General features: G+C 62.0%; 16 protein-coding genes. 9 read left to right on the top strand and 7 right to left on the bottom strand.

Annotated features, from left to right (window positions below; all coding sequences use genetic code 11):
* Positions 1 to 137 precede the first annotated feature (137 nt).
* The 3 genes from rpsO (at position 138) to CO670_RS09260 (ending at position 4,075) form a co-directional block, all read left to right on the top strand.
* Positions 138 to 407: a 30S ribosomal protein S15 gene (gene rpsO / locus CO670_RS09270; protein ID WP_064693303.1), complete on the top strand. Its 270-nt coding sequence runs from the start codon at positions 138 to 140 to the stop codon at positions 405 to 407.
* A gap of 389 nt (positions 408 to 796) precedes the next feature.
* Complete coding sequence (pnp, locus tag CO670_RS09265; RefSeq protein WP_097589974.1) at positions 797 to 2,935, top strand: polyribonucleotide nucleotidyltransferase; 2,139 nt, start codon at positions 797 to 799, stop codon at positions 2,933 to 2,935.
* 123 nt (positions 2,936 to 3,058) lie between these two features.
* The gene (locus tag CO670_RS09260) at positions 3,059 to 4,075 is read left to right on the top strand and encodes a class I SAM-dependent methyltransferase (protein ID WP_097589973.1); all 1,017 of its coding nucleotides are present in this window, start codon (positions 3,059 to 3,061) and stop codon (positions 4,073 to 4,075) included.
* Positions 4,076 to 4,170: 95 nt separating this feature from the next.
* Here the strand turns inward: CO670_RS09260 and fabI are convergent, their stop codons facing one another.
* Genes fabI through fabA form a run of 3 tightly spaced genes read right to left on the bottom strand, consistent with a single transcriptional unit; the run spans position 4,171 to position 6,774 of the window.
* Positions 4,171 to 4,977, bottom strand: coding sequence for an enoyl-ACP reductase FabI (fabI, locus tag CO670_RS09255; RefSeq protein ID WP_097589972.1), 807 nt, complete (start codon positions 4,975 to 4,977; stop codon positions 4,171 to 4,173).
* Positions 4,978 to 4,981: 4 nt separating this feature from the next.
* Entirely contained in the window at positions 4,982 to 6,214 is a 1,233-nt protein-coding gene (fabB, locus tag CO670_RS09250; protein WP_097589971.1) for a beta-ketoacyl-ACP synthase I, read from the bottom strand.
* A gap of 44 nt (positions 6,215 to 6,258) precedes the next feature.
* A complete protein-coding gene (fabA, locus tag CO670_RS09245; protein ID WP_097589970.1) occupies positions 6,259 to 6,774 on the bottom strand; it encodes a 3-hydroxyacyl-[acyl-carrier-protein] dehydratase FabA in 516 nt (171 codons plus the stop codon).
* 301 nt (positions 6,775 to 7,075) lie between these two features.
* Here fabA and irrA point away from each other — a divergent pair, with 301 nt between their 5' ends.
* On the top strand, positions 7,076 to 7,495 hold the full coding sequence (gene irrA, locus CO670_RS09240) for an iron response transcriptional regulator IrrA (protein WP_088686700.1): 420 nt from the start codon (positions 7,076 to 7,078) through the stop codon (positions 7,493 to 7,495).
* Positions 7,496 to 7,507: 12 nt separating this feature from the next.
* Here the strand turns inward: irrA and CO670_RS09235 are convergent, their stop codons facing one another.
* The gene (locus CO670_RS09235; protein ID WP_088676394.1) at positions 7,508 to 8,143 is read right to left on the bottom strand and encodes a trimeric intracellular cation channel family protein; all 636 of its coding nucleotides are present in this window, start codon (positions 8,141 to 8,143) and stop codon (positions 7,508 to 7,510) included.
* 113 nt (positions 8,144 to 8,256) lie between these two features.
* On the opposite strand from CO670_RS09235, the gene CO670_RS09230 reads away from it, so the two are divergent.
* A complete protein-coding gene (locus CO670_RS09230; RefSeq protein ID WP_097589969.1) occupies positions 8,257 to 8,730 on the top strand; it encodes a hypothetical protein in 474 nt (157 codons plus the stop codon).
* Between the two features lies 1 nt (position 8,731).
* Here the strand turns inward: CO670_RS09230 and CO670_RS09225 are convergent, their stop codons facing one another.
* Both CO670_RS09225 and CO670_RS09220 read right to left on the bottom strand, forming a co-directional pair.
* Positions 8,732 to 9,517: a YdcF family protein gene (locus CO670_RS09225; RefSeq protein WP_097589968.1), complete on the bottom strand. Its 786-nt coding sequence runs from the start codon at positions 9,515 to 9,517 to the stop codon at positions 8,732 to 8,734.
* 69 nt (positions 9,518 to 9,586) lie between these two features.
* A complete protein-coding gene (locus tag CO670_RS09220) occupies positions 9,587 to 10,309 on the bottom strand; it encodes a YoaK family protein (protein WP_097589967.1) in 723 nt (240 codons plus the stop codon).
* A 214-nt stretch (positions 10,310 to 10,523) separates the two neighbouring features.
* On the opposite strand from CO670_RS09220, the gene CO670_RS09215 reads away from it, so the two are divergent.
* The 3 genes from CO670_RS09215 to CO670_RS09205 all read left to right on the top strand — a co-directional run bounded on the left by CO670_RS09215 (position 10,524) and on the right by CO670_RS09205 (position 12,538).
* On the top strand, positions 10,524 to 11,378 hold the full coding sequence (locus tag CO670_RS09215; RefSeq protein WP_097589966.1) for a helix-turn-helix transcriptional regulator: 855 nt from the start codon (positions 10,524 to 10,526) through the stop codon (positions 11,376 to 11,378).
* Between the two features lie 38 nt (positions 11,379 to 11,416).
* On the top strand, positions 11,417 to 11,959 hold the full coding sequence (locus CO670_RS09210; protein ID WP_097589965.1) for a YbhB/YbcL family Raf kinase inhibitor-like protein: 543 nt from the start codon (positions 11,417 to 11,419) through the stop codon (positions 11,957 to 11,959).
* 219 nt (positions 11,960 to 12,178) lie between these two features.
* Complete coding sequence (locus CO670_RS09205) at positions 12,179 to 12,538, top strand: carboxymuconolactone decarboxylase family protein (protein WP_097590148.1); 360 nt, start codon at positions 12,179 to 12,181, stop codon at positions 12,536 to 12,538.
* 20 nt (positions 12,539 to 12,558) lie between these two features.
* Here CO670_RS09205 and CO670_RS09200 read toward each other — a convergent pair whose 3' ends face one another.
* Positions 12,559 to 13,710, bottom strand: coding sequence for an ROK family transcriptional regulator (locus CO670_RS09200; RefSeq protein WP_097589964.1), 1,152 nt, complete (start codon positions 13,708 to 13,710; stop codon positions 12,559 to 12,561).
* Positions 13,711 to 13,949: 239 nt separating this feature from the next.
* Between CO670_RS09200 and CO670_RS09190 the strand changes: the two genes are divergently transcribed.
* Positions 13,950 to 14,981 (top strand): AraC family transcriptional regulator, encoded by a 1,032-nt coding sequence (locus CO670_RS09190; protein WP_097589962.1) that lies wholly within the window; start codon positions 13,950 to 13,952, stop codon positions 14,979 to 14,981.
* Positions 14,982 to 15,025 lie beyond the last annotated feature (44 nt).

The raw sequence follows: 15,025 nt of genomic DNA, 5'->3' as shown, positions 1-15,025 counted from the left end.
TATCCCCCTTTCCATCGGTGCTTATTTGGTTTATAGGCAGCGCCAGCGTCAGGTACGCCTGCTCGCATTCACGGCCAAAGCTGGACGGCATCCCGGCTTTTGGCGACTTCATCTCCTCTCATAGAAAGGATCATCCGATGTCGATCACTGCTGAGCGCAAGGCTGCGCTGATCAAGGAATACGCAACCGCCGAAGGCGACACCGGTTCGCCGGAAGTTCAGGTCGCGATCCTGACCGAACGCATCAACAACCTGACCGAACACTTCAAGGACCACAAGAAGGATAACCATTCCCGCCGTGGCCTGCTGACGATGGTTTCGAGCCGCCGCTCGCTTCTTGACTACCTCAAGAAGAAGGATGAAGGCCGTTACTCCAAGCTGATCACCAGCCTGGGTATCCGCCGCTAAGATTGTCCGGCGGGCGCTTCCGAGCGTCCGCCGGATTTTTGTTTCGGGACGATGTTCCCGATGAAATGTTCCAGCCGCGCCCTATCTCACGCGGTGGAACGACCGGCAGACCCGGATGGGCCGGTTCTGCCAAACCAACCGCTGACCTGTCATGGGGCAGGATTGCCGGATGCTTTCGGCCAAAGTTCCTAGCGGCTTTGGCCCAGTTTCTCAGAGAGCGCGCGTTTTCTGGGACGCTGAGATTTCCCGGGAACCGAGGTTCCCCCCGGAAATCTGAAATGAAAAGCCTCCCGTTGTCTTGCCCGTGATACGTCACATTGATTGCGGTCGACTGTGCGCTGCGCCCTGATATCGGCGACGGCGCGTGCTCCCGCATTGAAGGACAAGACATGTTCGATACACATACAGTGGAAATCGAGTGGGCCGGCCGCCCGCTGAAGCTCGAAACCGGCAAGATCGCCCGTCAGGCCGACGGCGCAGTTCTCGCCACCTACGGTGAGACCGTCGTCCTCGCGACCGTCGTTTCGGCCAAGGCGCCGAAGCCCGGCCAGGACTTCTTTCCGCTCACCGTCAACTACCAGGAAAAGACCTATGCCGCCGGCAAGATCCCCGGCGGCTATTTCAAGCGCGAGGGACGCCCGAGCGAAAACGAGACGCTCGTTTCCCGCCTGATCGACCGGCCGATCCGCCCGCTCTTCCCGGAAGGCTACAAGAACGACACGCAGGTCGTCGTCACCGTCATCCAGCACGACCTTGAAAACAACCCTGACATCCTGTCGATGGTCGCGACCTCGGCAGCGCTGACACTCTCCGGCGTCCCCTTCATGGGCCCGGTCGGCGGTGCGCGCGTCGGCTACATCAACGGCGAATATGTTCTCAACCCGCATCTCGACGAGATGGACGAGTCGAGCCTCGACCTCGTCGTCGCCGGCACCCACGACGCCGTTCTGATGGTGGAATCCGAAGCCAAGGAACTGCCCGAGGACGTCATGCTCGGCGCCGTCATGTTCGGCCATAGGGGTTTCCAACCGGTTCTCGACGCGATCATCAAGCTCGCCGAAGTCGCTGCTAAGGAGCCGCGCGACTTCCAACCGGAGGACTATTCCGCGCTCGAAAGCGAAATGCTCGGCCTTGCCGAAACCGAATTGCGTGAAGCCTACAAGATCACCCAGAAGGCCGACCGTTACGCCGCCGTCGACGTCGTCAAGGCAAAGGTGAAGGCTCACTTCCTCCCCGAGGAAGGCGAAGCCCGGTACACGGCCGAGGAAGTCGGCGCGATCTTCAAGCATCTGCAGGCCAAGATCGTCCGCTGGAACATTCTCGACACCAAGAGCCGCATCGACGGCCGCGACCTCGAAACCGTTCGTCCGATCGTTTCGGAAGTCGGGCTTCTGCCGCGCACCCATGGTTCGGCGCTGTTCACCCGCGGTGAAACGCAGGCGATCGTGGTTGCCACCCTCGGCACCGGCGAAGACGAGCAGTATGTCGACAGCCTGACGGGCATGTACAAGGAGCGCTTCCTGCTCCACTACAACTTCCCGCCCTACTCCGTCGGCGAGACCGGCCGCATGGGCTCCCCGGGCCGCCGCGAAATCGGCCACGGCAAGCTCGCATGGCGTGCCATCCGTCCGATGCTGCCGTCGGCCGAGCAGTTCCCCTACACGCTGCGCGTCGTCTCCGAGATCACCGAGTCGAACGGCTCGTCCTCGATGGCGACCGTCTGCGGCACCTCGCTCGCCCTGATGGATGCGGGCGTTCCGCTCGCCAAGCCGGTTGCGGGTATCGCCATGGGCCTGATCCTGGAAGGCGAGCGCTTCGCCGTCCTCTCCGACATCCTCGGTGACGAAGATCATCTTGGCGACATGGACTTCAAGGTTGCAGGTACCGCCGACGGCATCACCTCGCTGCAGATGGACATCAAGATCGCCGGCATCACCGAAGAGATCATGAAGGTCGCTTTGGGTCAGGCCAAGGGCGGTCGCGCCCACATCCTCGGCGAAATGGGCAAGGCCATCACCGAAAGCCGCGGCCAGCTCGGCGAATTCGCCCCGCGCATCGAAGTGATGAATATTCCGGTCGACAAGATCCGCGAAGTCATCGGCTCCGGCGGCAAGGTCATCCGCGAAATCGTCGAGAAGACGGGTGCGAAGATCAACATCGAGGACGACGGCACCGTCAAGATCGCCTCCTCTTCCGGCAAGGAGATCGAAGCGGCTCGCAAGTGGATCCACTCGATCGTCGCCGAGCCTGAAATCGGCCAGATCTACGAAGGCACCGTTGTCAAGACCGCCGACTTCGGCGCCTTCGTCAACTTCTTCGGTGCCCGCGACGGCCTCGTCCACATCTCGCAGCTCGCTTCCGAGCGCGTCGCCAAGACGACCGACGTCGTCAAGGAAGGCGACAAGGTCTGGGTCAAGCTGCTCGGCTTCGACGAGCGCGGCAAGGTTCGCCTGTCGATGAAGGTCGTCGACCAGGCCACCGGCCAGGAGATCCCGAACGAGAAGAAGAAGGAAGAAGCGGCCGAGTAAGCCGCCCTTCCCGCGCATAGGCTGGAAAATCGAAACCGATTTTCGCAAAGTTTATGCGCAGACTTAGCTCCGGGCGCGGGAATCTTCCGCGCCCTTTTTGCATCCGAAATCGAGACGAGATCCATGAGCCGCGAGACGCTGAAGACCCTGTTCCATCCCTTTGCCAGCGGCACAGTCCAGGCGCCCGGCGAGGGCGAGCGCGTGCTCTTCCTCGGCGCCGAGGCAGGCTTTCAGCTGCCCGAAGGCTTTGCCGCCTCGCTCAGCGCCGTCCAGGGCTTCCGTCCGCTCTATCGGCAGCTGCTGGCGCAGCGGATCGAAGCCACGCCTGAGATCGACGGCGAGGATTATGATGCCGCTCTGGTGCTCTGCACGAAGCACAAGGGCGAGAACGAGGCGAACCTCGCCGCCGCGATCAGCCGCACGCGGGCCGGCGGCCTGATCGTCGTTGCCGGCGCCAAGGAAGACGGCATCCAGCCGCTGCGCAAGCGCATGGAAGGCTTCGGCCTCGCCATCGACCACATGCCGAAGTACCACGGCGTCGCCTTCTGGTTCGGCCGGCCGGCGGAGACGGGAGAGATCGTCTCCAAGCTGGCGAAAGCGCCGGTGCGGGTCGACGACCGCTTCCATGCGAGTGCCGGCATGTTCTCGCACGACCGGATCGACGCCGGATCGGAACTGCTTGCCTCGCGCCTGCCGCAGGACTTCACCGGCGACGTCGCGGATTTCGGCGCGGGATGGGGCTATCTCTCCGTCGAGATGGCTCAGAGATCGCGCGGACTTGCGCGCCTCGACCTATACGAGGCCAACCACGCGAGCCTGGAAGCCGCCAAGGACAATCTGGCGGAGAACTGCCCGAACGCGCCTGTGCGCTTCTTCTGGCACGATCTGGCGGGCGAACCGGTCAAGGACAAATACGATCTCGTCATCATGAACCCGCCCTTCCATGAGGGCCATGCGGCCGAGCCGTCGCTCGGCCAAGCGATGATCAAGGCCGCCGCATCCGCCCTTCGCGGCGGCGGCCGCCTGATGCTCGTCGCCAATCGCGGCCTGCCTTACGAGCCGGTTCTGGCGGCGAATTTCAGGGAGAGCGGCGAAACCTGCCGCAACGCCCGCTTCAAGGTGCTGTGGGCGAAAAAATAAGACTGTTCAGCCGGCTCGGTGCCGGCCGATCGGCCAAACAAAAAGGCCGTGCGCATCATCTGCGCACGGCCTTTTTGTTTTCGATCGGGATGCGCTTACTCGACGTCCGCCTTGCGCAGCGTTTCCAGCGTCGGCATCGAGGTGATGTTGAAGCCGGCATCGACGAAATGGATCTCGCCGGTGACGCCGGCGGAAAGGTCCGAAAGCAGGTAGAGCGCCGAGTTGCCGACCTGGTCGATCGTCACCGTCTTGCGCAGCGGCGCATTGCGCTGGTTCCAGGAGAGGATTGCGCGCGCATCCGAAATGCCGGCGCCGGCAAGCGTACGGATCGGGCCGGCTGAAATGCCGTTGACGCGGATGCCGCGCGGGCCGTAATCGGCGGCGAGATAGCGCACCGAAGCCTCGAGCGCTGCCTTGGCGACGCCCATGACGTTGTAGTTCGGGATGACGCGCGTCGAGCCGTTGTAGGTCAGCGTCAGCATCGCGCCGCCGTCTTCCATCAGCGGAGCGCAGCGCCTGGCGATCTCCGTGAAGGAGAAACAGGAAATGACCATGGTGCGGCTGAAATTCTCGCGCGTCGTATCGGCGTAGAGACCCTTCAGCTCGTTCTTGTCGGAGAAGCCGATGGCATGGACGATGAAATCGAGCTTGCCCCAGCGCTCGCCGATCGAGTCGACCACAGCATCGACGGAAGCGATATCCTCGACATCGCAAGGCAGCACGAAATCCGAATTGACCTCGGAAGCAAGCGGCCTGACGCGCTTGCCGAGCGCATCGCCCTGATAGGTGAAGGCGAGTTCCGCACCCTGTGCGGCGAGCGCTTTTGAAATCCCCCAGGCAATCGAATGGTTGTTTGCGACGCCCATGATGAGGCCGCGCTTACCCTGCATGATTCCAGTCATATTATTATCCGTTATAGCGCTGGAAGACGAGCGTGGCGTTCGTCCCGCCGAAGCCGAAGGAATTGGAAAGAGCGATATCGATCTTCGCATCGTCGATACGCTTGCGCACGATCGGCACGCCTTCGAATTCGGGATCGAGTTCGGTGATATGGGCGCTTTCGCCGATGAAGCCTTGCTGCATCATCAGCAGGGAATAGATCGATTCCTGCACACCGGCGGCGCCGAGCGAATGGCCCGTCAGCGACTTGGTCGACTGGATATGCGGGATCTTGGATCCGAAGACCTCGCGGATGGCGCCGATTTCCTTGCTGTCGCCGACCGGCGTCGACGTGCCGTGGGTGTTGATGTAGTCGACGTCGCCCTTCACGGTCGCAAGCGCCTGGCGCATGCAGCGGACAGCGCCCTCGCCCGAGGGAGCGACCATGTCGTAGCCATCAGAGGTTGCGCCGTAGCCGACGATTTCAGCATAGATCTTGGCGCCGCGGGCCTTGGCGCGCTCCAGCTCCTCGAGCACCAGCACGCCGGCGCCGCCCGCGATGACGAAACCGTCGCGGTTGGCGTCATAGGCGCGCGAGGCGGTGTCCGGCGTGTCGTTGTATTTGGAGGACATGGCGCCCATGGCGTCGAAGAGATTGGACATGGTCCAGTCGAGATCCTCATGGCCGCCGGCGAATACCATGTCCTGCTTGCCCCACTGGATCATCTCGGCCGCGTTGCCGATGCAATGCGCCGAAGTCGAGCAGGCCGACGAGATCGAATAGTTGACGCCGTGGAGCTTGAACCAGGTTGCCAGCGTCGCGGATGCGGTGGAGGACATCGCCTTCGGCACGGCAAAGGGGCCGATGCGCTTCGGGCTGTTGTTCTTCGTGGTGATATCGGCGGCCTCGATGAGCGTGCGGGTGGAGGGACCGCCGGAACCCATGATGATGCCGACGCGCTCGTTCTGCGCGTAGTCCTTCTCTTCCAGGCCGGAATCGGCAAGGGCCTGCTTCATGGCCACATGGTTCCAGGCGCCGCCCTGCGACAGGAAGCGCATGGCGCGGCGATCCACCAGTTCAGCCAGCTCCGCGGCGCCGAGCTTGGGGCTGCCCCAAACCTGGCACTTGAAGCCGTGTTCCGCGAAATCGCTGGAGAAGGAAATACCCGACTTTGCCTGCCGCAAGGATTCGGTGACCTCGGCCGCGTCGTTTCCGATCGAGGACACGATACCCAGACCCGTAACAACTACCCGTCTCATCTGATCAAACCTTTGTTGTTTTCGTCAGCCGCTCGAAATGCGGTTCAGGCCGTCTTTTCTTTCGACAGACCGACACGAAGGTCGGTCGCCTGATAAATGGTTTCACCGTCCGCCTTCAGCCAGCCGTCGGCGGTGCCGAGCACCAGCCGGCCGCGCATGACGCGCTTGAAGTCGATGCCGTATTCGATCAGCTTCGTGTGCGGGCGCACCATGCCCTTGAATTTCACTTCGCCTGTTGAAAGCGCCATGCCGCGGCCTTCCTCACCGAGCCAGCCCAGGAAGAAGCCAGTCAGCTGCCACATGCCGTCGAGGCCGAGGCAGCCCGGCATGATCGGGTTGCCTTCGAAATGGCAGGGAAAATACCAGTCGTCGGGGCGTACGTCGTATGCGGCGCGCAGATAACCCTTGTCGAAGGCTCCGCCCGTTTCGGAAATTTCCGTGATGCGGTGAACCATCAGCATGGGCGGCAGCGGAAGCTGCGCATTGCCGGGGCCGAACAGGTCGCCATGTGCGCAGGCGATGAGTTCTTCGTACGAGAAGCTGGACTGTCTGGTGGTCATAAAGTTTCTTTTTCCCCCCGCGTGAAGCCGATGGATGTGAACGTGTAGTCCAAGTTCTTCAGAAAATGAAGCATGAGCAAGGCAGCTTCATTCATGGCTCCGGACCAGGCTCTCGCCTTTATTTGGTGGTCGCATACAGGAAGGCTAGGGCCGCGACCAGACCTATTTGCGTCAGAAGCCCGTTTTTGCCGCCTTTATCAGGCTCCTGTCCCCATTGAACTATTGAAAGGCCGCGATGCAAAAGTTATACCGCTTGAAGAAACATGATTGCTTTATGCAGGAATAACCGGAGTTGGTCTTGATGACGGGTGCGTCCCCGATCGCCATAGAGGTAAGGCTGCGCGGCGCTGGCCTGCGCCCCACCCGCCAGCGCGTCGCGCTCGGCGACCTCCTGTTTGCCAAGGGCGACCGGCATCTGACCGTCGAGGAACTCCACGAGGAGGCGGTCGCCGCCGGCGTGCCGGTTTCGCTGGCGACCGTCTACAATACGCTGCACCAGTTCACGGAAGCCGGCCTCATTCGTGTTCTCGCCGTCGAGAGCGCCAAGACCTATTTCGACACCAATGTTTCCGACCATCACCATTTCTTCGTCGAAGGCGAGAACGAGGTGCTCGATATTCCCGTCAGCAACCTGACGATCGGCAATCTGCCGGAGCCGCCCGAAGGCATGGAGATCGCCCATGTCGACGTGGTGATCCGCCTGCGGGCGAAGCAAGGCTGACCCAAAGCCGCCTCACATGACATCGTCGGGATGCCGGCCGGGCTTGTGCTTGTAGGTCGGGAAGGTCCAGCCGAACCAGAGGGCGCCGCCGCGCACGGCAAAGGCCGCCACGACGCCGCAGGCGGACGCCAGATAGAGCTGCATCTCCAGCGCATTGGCGAGCGTGAAGACGCTCGCGCCGACGAGAGCGGCCGTCACGTAGATTTCCGGCCGCAACAGAACGGAAGGCTCGTTTGCCATCAGATCGCGCAGGATGCCGCCGAAGGTCGCCGTCAGCGTGCCGGTGACGATCGCGATGGTCGGCGAACCGGTTGCGGCAAGGCCCTTGGCCGCGCCGAGCACGCAATAGGCGGCAAGACCGATCGCATCCAGCCAGATCAGCAGGCGATAGCGCGATTCCAGAAGATGGGCGGTGAAGAAAACGAGGACGCCCATGACGCAGCAGACGAGGATATAGGCGGGGTTCAGCACCCAGAAGACCGGCACGCGGCCGAGCACGATATCGCGCACGGTGCCGCCACCGGTTCCCGTCACCATGGCGAAAAACAGAAAGCCGATCAGGTCCAGCTGCTTGCGCGAGGCGGCGAGCGCGCCGGTGGCGGCAAAAAGCGCAATGCCGGCATAATCGAGATAGACGAGCAAGGACATGCGAACCCCGGAACCGGCAGAAATCCACCGAAAGAACCACGGCGGCAAGGGCGGCGCAAGGCGGGGCGGCCATAAAGCCAGGCGATGGAGCCTTTATCCAAAAGAGGAAAGCCGTGAAACCGCTGGTGCTCGCCCTTCTCAATATCGTCCTGCTGCTTGCCGTGCCCGTTGCCGCCTTCGGCCAGCAATCGCTGATCTCCGATCCGGAGATCTACGAGAAGAAACACTTCCAGGAGCAGTGCAAGGCGGCCGAATTCGCCGACGGCTTCGTTATCCGGCAGGACATCAACAATGACGGGCTGATCGACGCGGTGGTCAACGAGGGCCTGCTGACCTGCGACGGGCAGAAGGGGCCGCAATGCAACGACGACGGCTGCACCTATAATTTCTACCTGCAGGTCGCCGAAGGCGGCTATTTCATGATCGCGACGGCGCAGATCTACGGCTACGACTTCGTCCAGCGCTTCGGCAACATGGTGCTGGCAATGAAGATGCATCCGCGTTTCTGCGACCGCACCGAGGGCGATCCCTGCATCGTGACGGCGCGGGTGCGCGGCACGAAGTTCGTCACCATCTCGAAGAAATAGCTCAGCGCGGATAGAGTTCCGACGTCCGGCCGGCGAGATAATAGCCGATCAGGCCGTACCATTCGCGGATCGCCGTCGCCATGTTCTGGGCATTGAGGTTCGGCTGGGTGAAATCGAAGCCGAGCTTTACCTCGCCATCGGTGCGGTAATCGGTCGGCCAGGGCACGACGTCGATTTCAAGCTTGCGAAAAATGCCGACGGAGCGCGGCATATGGAACCCCGAGGTGATCAGCAGACAATGGACAAGCCCCTGGCTCGCCAGGAATTCCTTGGTGTTGACGGCGTTTTCGAAGGTTGTGCGCGATCGCCGCTCCTCGATCAGGCGATCCTTGCCGACACCGAAGAGCGGGAAGAAGCGCTCGGCGGCTGCCGCATCGCCTTCATAGATGCCCGAGAGCGAGCCGTCGCCGCCTGAGATCAGGATGCGCGACTGCGGAAATTTCTGCGCGAGCCGCAGGGCTTCGACGAAGCGGTCGGCGCCGGCGTTGAATTCTATGCCATGGCGCGCCGTGTTGACCTCGTTTTCGAAGGCGCCGCCGAGCACGATCATGCATTGCAGGCTATCCGGATCGGCCGGCTTGGCGAAGCGCTGCTCGAGATCCTGCATCAGAAGATTGCCGGTCGTGGTGTAGAGCGTGACGAAAAGGATGAGGGCGGAGCCAGTCGCGCTGAGGACGCTCAGCATGCGCCAGCGCAAAAGGCCGGCGACGAGGGCGAAGAAGACGAGAAAGAATGCCAGCGACAGCGGCTGACCAAAAACCCAGACAAGCTTCGAGACGACGAACAAGACCTACTCCTCGAGGATGGGACGGCAATCCTTCCTATCCGATTCGCCGGTGACAGGAATGCGACGGTTCTATTTCCCCGAGGCAATGGCCGAGCGATGCGCCGCGATCTTCTGGTTGAAGCGCCGCTGCAGCGGCCGGGGGATGAGCATGGCGGCAAATGCCAATCCCATGGCGAAGAGGGAGACCAGCCACAGGGCATGCGCGCCCACCAGCCGCGTCAGGACGGCGCCGGCGATCGCACCGAGGACCATTCCGCCCCAGGGCACGATCTGGATCGTCCAGTCGAGGCGACGATCGCCGATGATCCACCGGCCGATGCCACGGCCGAACCGCGACAGGGCGCCGGTCACATAGGTCAGGCCGATCGGCAGGCCCTCGATATGCTCGACGGCCGCGTTCACCATGCCCATGGCGAAGACGATCATGTAGAAGCGCATCATCAGCATGTCCCGCATGGTCAGCATCGACGCGATCGCCAAAACGAGGCTGACGCTGCCGAGCATCACGAAAATACGGCGCTGAGAGACGTGCGAGATGACGATTCCGGCCGCATTGCCGAGCACGAAGACGAGGATGGCCGAAACCAGCACAGCGGCGTGATTGAGATTGCCGTCGCTCAGGGCGAGTGCGGCGCGCGTCGTGTTGCCCGTCATGAAGGACACGAAATCGCCGGTCAGCAGAAGGCCGGTCGCATCGGTCATGCCGGCAAGAAAGGAGATCGCGCCGACGAGCACGACCCCGGTCACGGTTCGTCGGGTGCGGATGATGCGGCGGCGTCTTGCTCTGGTCATTGGCTGCGGGTCCTGAGGCCGAATCGCTGAGATTCCCGCAACAAGGATAAATCCTCTCATTGAGGAATTGGCAAAGACCGCGGGGACAGGCGGGAAAATTCTACGCGCTCCGGCTTATTGCCGGAATCGCCCTTCTAGTGTTCGCTGTCTTGGCTTCGGTCTCGCGATCTGGCAGACGGAGCGCATGAGCCATCATCGTATCGCTGGGGAATGCATGGAACACGAGGATTTTCCCATTCCAACCGGAGCCTTGATCCGACAGGGCGGGCGGGCCTGTTTCTATCGGCTCGTCAACACGAGCCCCCTGCTGATGCAGGTGCTGTCGGGAACGAAGATCGTCGCCGTCCATGACGAGGCTTTGCGGTTCGAGGCCGGCGCCTACGGCCTGCTGCCCGATTATCAGCCGCTGATGATGGAAAACATCCCTAAGGCGCCGCAGCCCTATCAGACCGTCGCCCTTCCCGTTCCTCGACAATTGTTCGAGGATGCCTATGCCCGCATGGGCTCGATTGCCGTCCCGTCGATGCCTCTTCCCGCGCGTTCTTCCGGCATGCCGGCGGAAGCGGCCGCCTTGTTCGACTATTGCTGCCAGCCCGGCAATCTGGCCAGGCTTCCCTTCGCCATCGCCAAGGCACGCCTGATGGAACTCGTCACCTGGTTTGCGCTATCAGGGGCGGTGCTGGGCCAAAGCCGGAGTTCCCGGCTCGAAGACCGGCTGCGGCAGATGATCGAAACCGATCCGGCCTTCGGCTGGACGCTGCGGCATGCGGCGCATGCGTTCAACATGAGCGAAGCGACGCTCAGGCGCAGGCTGGCGGCCGAGAATAGCGGCTTCAGCGAAATCCTGAGCGATACCCGCATGAACAGGGCCCTCGCCCTTGTTCAGACGACCGCCCTTTCCATGGCGCAGGTCGCACTCGAAGTCGGTTACGACTCGCCGTCCCAGTTCGCGGCGCGCTTCAAGGAGCGGTTCGGCGTCAGCCCGCGCCACGTGCGCAACGGATCCGAGCCGTTTGAGCGGATCGGGACAGAAGTTGAGCATAGCGGGGCAGACGCGCTTTCGCGGTGACGATAGCTCTGCGGCATCATCAACCGCAGGAAAGCAAAATGCGTTTCATAACAGCACTTCTCGCCACGTCCCTCATCGGCGCCACGGCCGCACAGGCCGAAATGAAGCTCACCTCCACCGATCTGACCGCCGGCAAGGCCATGGCCGAGGCGCAGGTCTTCAACAGCTTCGGCTGCTCAGGCAAGAACATTTCGCCGGAACTCGCCTGGTCCGGCGCTCCCGAAGGCACCAAGAGCTTCGCCATCATGGCCTACGATCCGGATGCGCCGACGGGTTCCGGCTGGTGGCACTGGTCGGTGTTCAACATTCCGGCAAATGTCTCGAAGATCGCCACCGGCGCAAGCAGTGAGAAGAAGCTCCCCGAAGGCGCCGTCGAAGGCCGCACCGACTTTGGCACTTCGGGATATGGCGGCGCCTGCCCGCCGGCCGGCGATGCGCCGCACCACTACCAGTTCACCGTCTACGCGCTGTCGGTGGACAAGCTGCCCCTGCCCGACACGGCCCCTGGCGCCATGGTTGGCTTCTATGTCAGGGCCAATACGCTCGGCAAAGCGTCTGTCGAAGTCACTTACGGCCGCTGACCTCCGCTCGTTGTTGCGTTCGATCCGGCCATGAAGCCTGGCCGAGGTTTTTAGCCTCGGCCAAAGCGCCGTATCGAGCGGTCTGCGAGCCGATGCCTGTCCGATCAGACGTGTTTTTCCTTGACTATCCCGTCGCCCGGCCGAACCTGCCCATCGGAAAAACCTCTCAATCAGGAGAATAACGTGGCCGAAAACGAGCTGTTCGAAAAAGGTTTGGAAATGCGCCGCGCCGTGCTCGGCGCCGAATATGTCGATAGAAGCCTGGAGAAGGCCGACGACTTCATGATGGCTTTCCAGCGGCTGACGACGGAGTGGTGCTGGGGCTCCACCTGGACGCGGGAGGGATTGGACCGAAAGGCGCGCTCGATGCTCAATCTCGCGATGCTGACGGCGCTCTCGAAGCCTTCCGAATTGAAGCTGCACGTCAAGGGCGCGCTGCAAAATGGCGTCAGCGTCGAGGAGATAAAGGAGATTCTCCTGCACGCCACCGTCTATTCAGGCATTCCGGCGGGGCTGGAGGCCTTCAAGGCCGCTCATGAGGTTCTTGTCGCGGAAGGAGCGATAACCGCTGAACGCTGAAGCGGAGGCGCAGCGCGTCGTCACAAGACGGTTTCGACGAGCGGGATCAAGGCTGCGCCGATCGCACCGGGGGCATCGATGACCTCGGCCACAGCAAGCCTCGGGACATCGCGCAATGCGCCATGGCGAGGCAGGTTGTTGAATTCGGTCCGTTCGATCAGCATTCTTGCCAGCGAATGCGGAAGCTCGCCGCCGAGGACGATCAGGGCCGGGTCGAACACCGCGCAAATGGCGTTGATGGCGCGGTTGTGCGCAGGCGCGACGCGATCGACCCATTCGGCAACGCCGTCCCACTCCACCAGATTTTCGTTTTTCAGATCCTTCAGCGTCAAGTTCTGATAGCCCCTGGCATGGAGTTCTTGAAGCAGGAGGCTGAGCGCAGGGCGGTCGTCGTAATCCTGGCGCGCGAAGAGAACGGAATATTCGCCGGCATTGCCGAAACTGCCGCGAAACGGCATGCCGCCGGATACGAGACCGCCGCCATAGCCGTGAAGATGGGCAATATAGGCGAAATCCGCGACATCGCGGCCGACACCGAAAATCGCTTCCGCCAAAGCTGCGGTTCTGGCGACATTATCGGCCCAGACCGGCAGGCCGAGCTGCTCTCCGAGCAGGGGCGCCAGATCGATCAATGACCAATGCGCGAGCGGCAGCGGGCAATTGAAGGCCGTTTCCAGCATGCGGTGGCCGGTGACCGCCAGACCGACGCCGAATACGTCGCGCCGCTTGGCGCCGCGGCGGGCGAGAAGCTCTTCGACCGCCGCTTCGATCCTATCCATCTCTTCGGCCAGCGAAGATCCTGACTGGAGAATTTCCATGTTTTCCAATGGTTCTCCGAACCCCATGAGACAGAGGCCGATCGAACCGACATTCACGGAAATGCCGAGCGTCAGGCACCAATCCCTGCAGAGCGTGAGCTCCGGACTCGGCGGGCCGGAGCGCCGATTTTCCGAAGGCGAAAAGGCGATCATTCCCCGGTCGTGAAGCCGTCCGACAATCCTGTGCAAGGATTGCTGGGTGAGATCGAGCGGCTCGGTCAGATCAGAGCGTTCGATGCCGGGAGATTTCCAGATCAGCCGCAAGAGATCCCGCTCATTGCGGGAGGCCACCCGCAATGGTTGAGAGTCGCGCAGAAAATGCGGCGCAACATGGTTTAGAGGGACGTACTTCATTTTCCGATCATTTTGATTTACACTGGGGGTGTGAAACTCGTCGGGGATGATTTGCTTCTGCCAAACCGAGGTCCTGCCTGCCGCGTCGAGATTGGCCGAGCCAGCCGGGACGACAGTATTTTGGGAAGAGAAAGGGAGACTGATTCTGAGCGTTGGAAGGAAGGATATAGCCATGCCGCCCGAGATAGAAGAGGGCGTTTCGACCGGCAGGGTGTGGAAAACGGAAAGAGCCGAGCTGCATGGTATGGCTAAGATCTAATAATTCGCGGCGCGAGCATGATTACGGCTTTGTGCCCACTCTTGAAGGTGACGACTTCGAGTCGATGGTGCGTGCCTTCACAACCGGCTACGGCGTCTTTGGCGCAAAGCCGCTCGGCAACGACCGAGCCTTCAACTGGGCGGCGGACATGAGGCGGGGTGGCCCGCTGACGGCGCTTCACTCGGTTTACCCGACCTCCTGGAAAATCCGGACGCTCGACGAGAGCCCGCAACATCTTGCGCTTTTCATTCCCCATAAAGGGTCCTTCCAACTGACGATCGGGAATAGGACCGTGGACGGCGGACCAGGCCAGATTCTGATGGCAAACAATCATGAGGCCGACGATCGGGTGGTCCACGGCCCCCACCGCTCGGACGTGCTTTTCCTGGATTGGAAGGTGGTGAGACGAACGCTCTTTTCGCTCCTGGAAACGCCGACCCTCGAGTCGCTCGACCTGGAGCCCGTCGTGGACCTTTCAACCCCGGCGGGCCGGCTGATCGGCAATCTGACGCAGACGGTCATCCAGGGCATGCGCGACGGCGGTCCGCTCCTCTCCTCCCCGCTCGCCTTGTCGACAATGAGCGAAGCGCTGGCCGACCTGGTGATCCGCTTCGCCCAGCATCGCCTTTCCGGTCATTTCGAAAAAAAGAAAGTCTCGGCGGTTGCGCCGTGGCATGTCCGGCGCGCGATCGACTACATGCATGCCAACATCGCCGAGCCTTTCACCATGTCGATGGTGGCCGATGAAGTCGGGATTTCGCTGCGCGCGCTGCAAACCGGCTTCAAGACCTTCCGGGGAACGTCACCCGGCGCCTATCTGCGCACGATCAGGCTGAAAGCCGTTCACGACCAACTGCGGGATCCATTGAACCAGCAAACCCTCCGAGACATCTGCATGACCTGGGGCTTTTTTCATCCCGGCAGGTTTTCCGCGATCTACCGCAGCGCTTTCGGAGAAAGCCCCAGGGATACGCGCTTGCGCGCCGCCATCGGCTTCGGTGCGACCGCGTAGGCTCCAGGCTCGCGCCATCTCAGGAGCGATCGCACGCTCCTGTC

It is taken from the genome of Rhizobium sp. J15 (assembly GCF_002531825.1).
In the GTDB taxonomy this organism is placed as follows: domain Bacteria; phylum Pseudomonadota; class Alphaproteobacteria; order Rhizobiales; family Rhizobiaceae; genus Rhizobium.
This window is presented reverse-complemented; position numbering and strand designations above follow the sequence as displayed.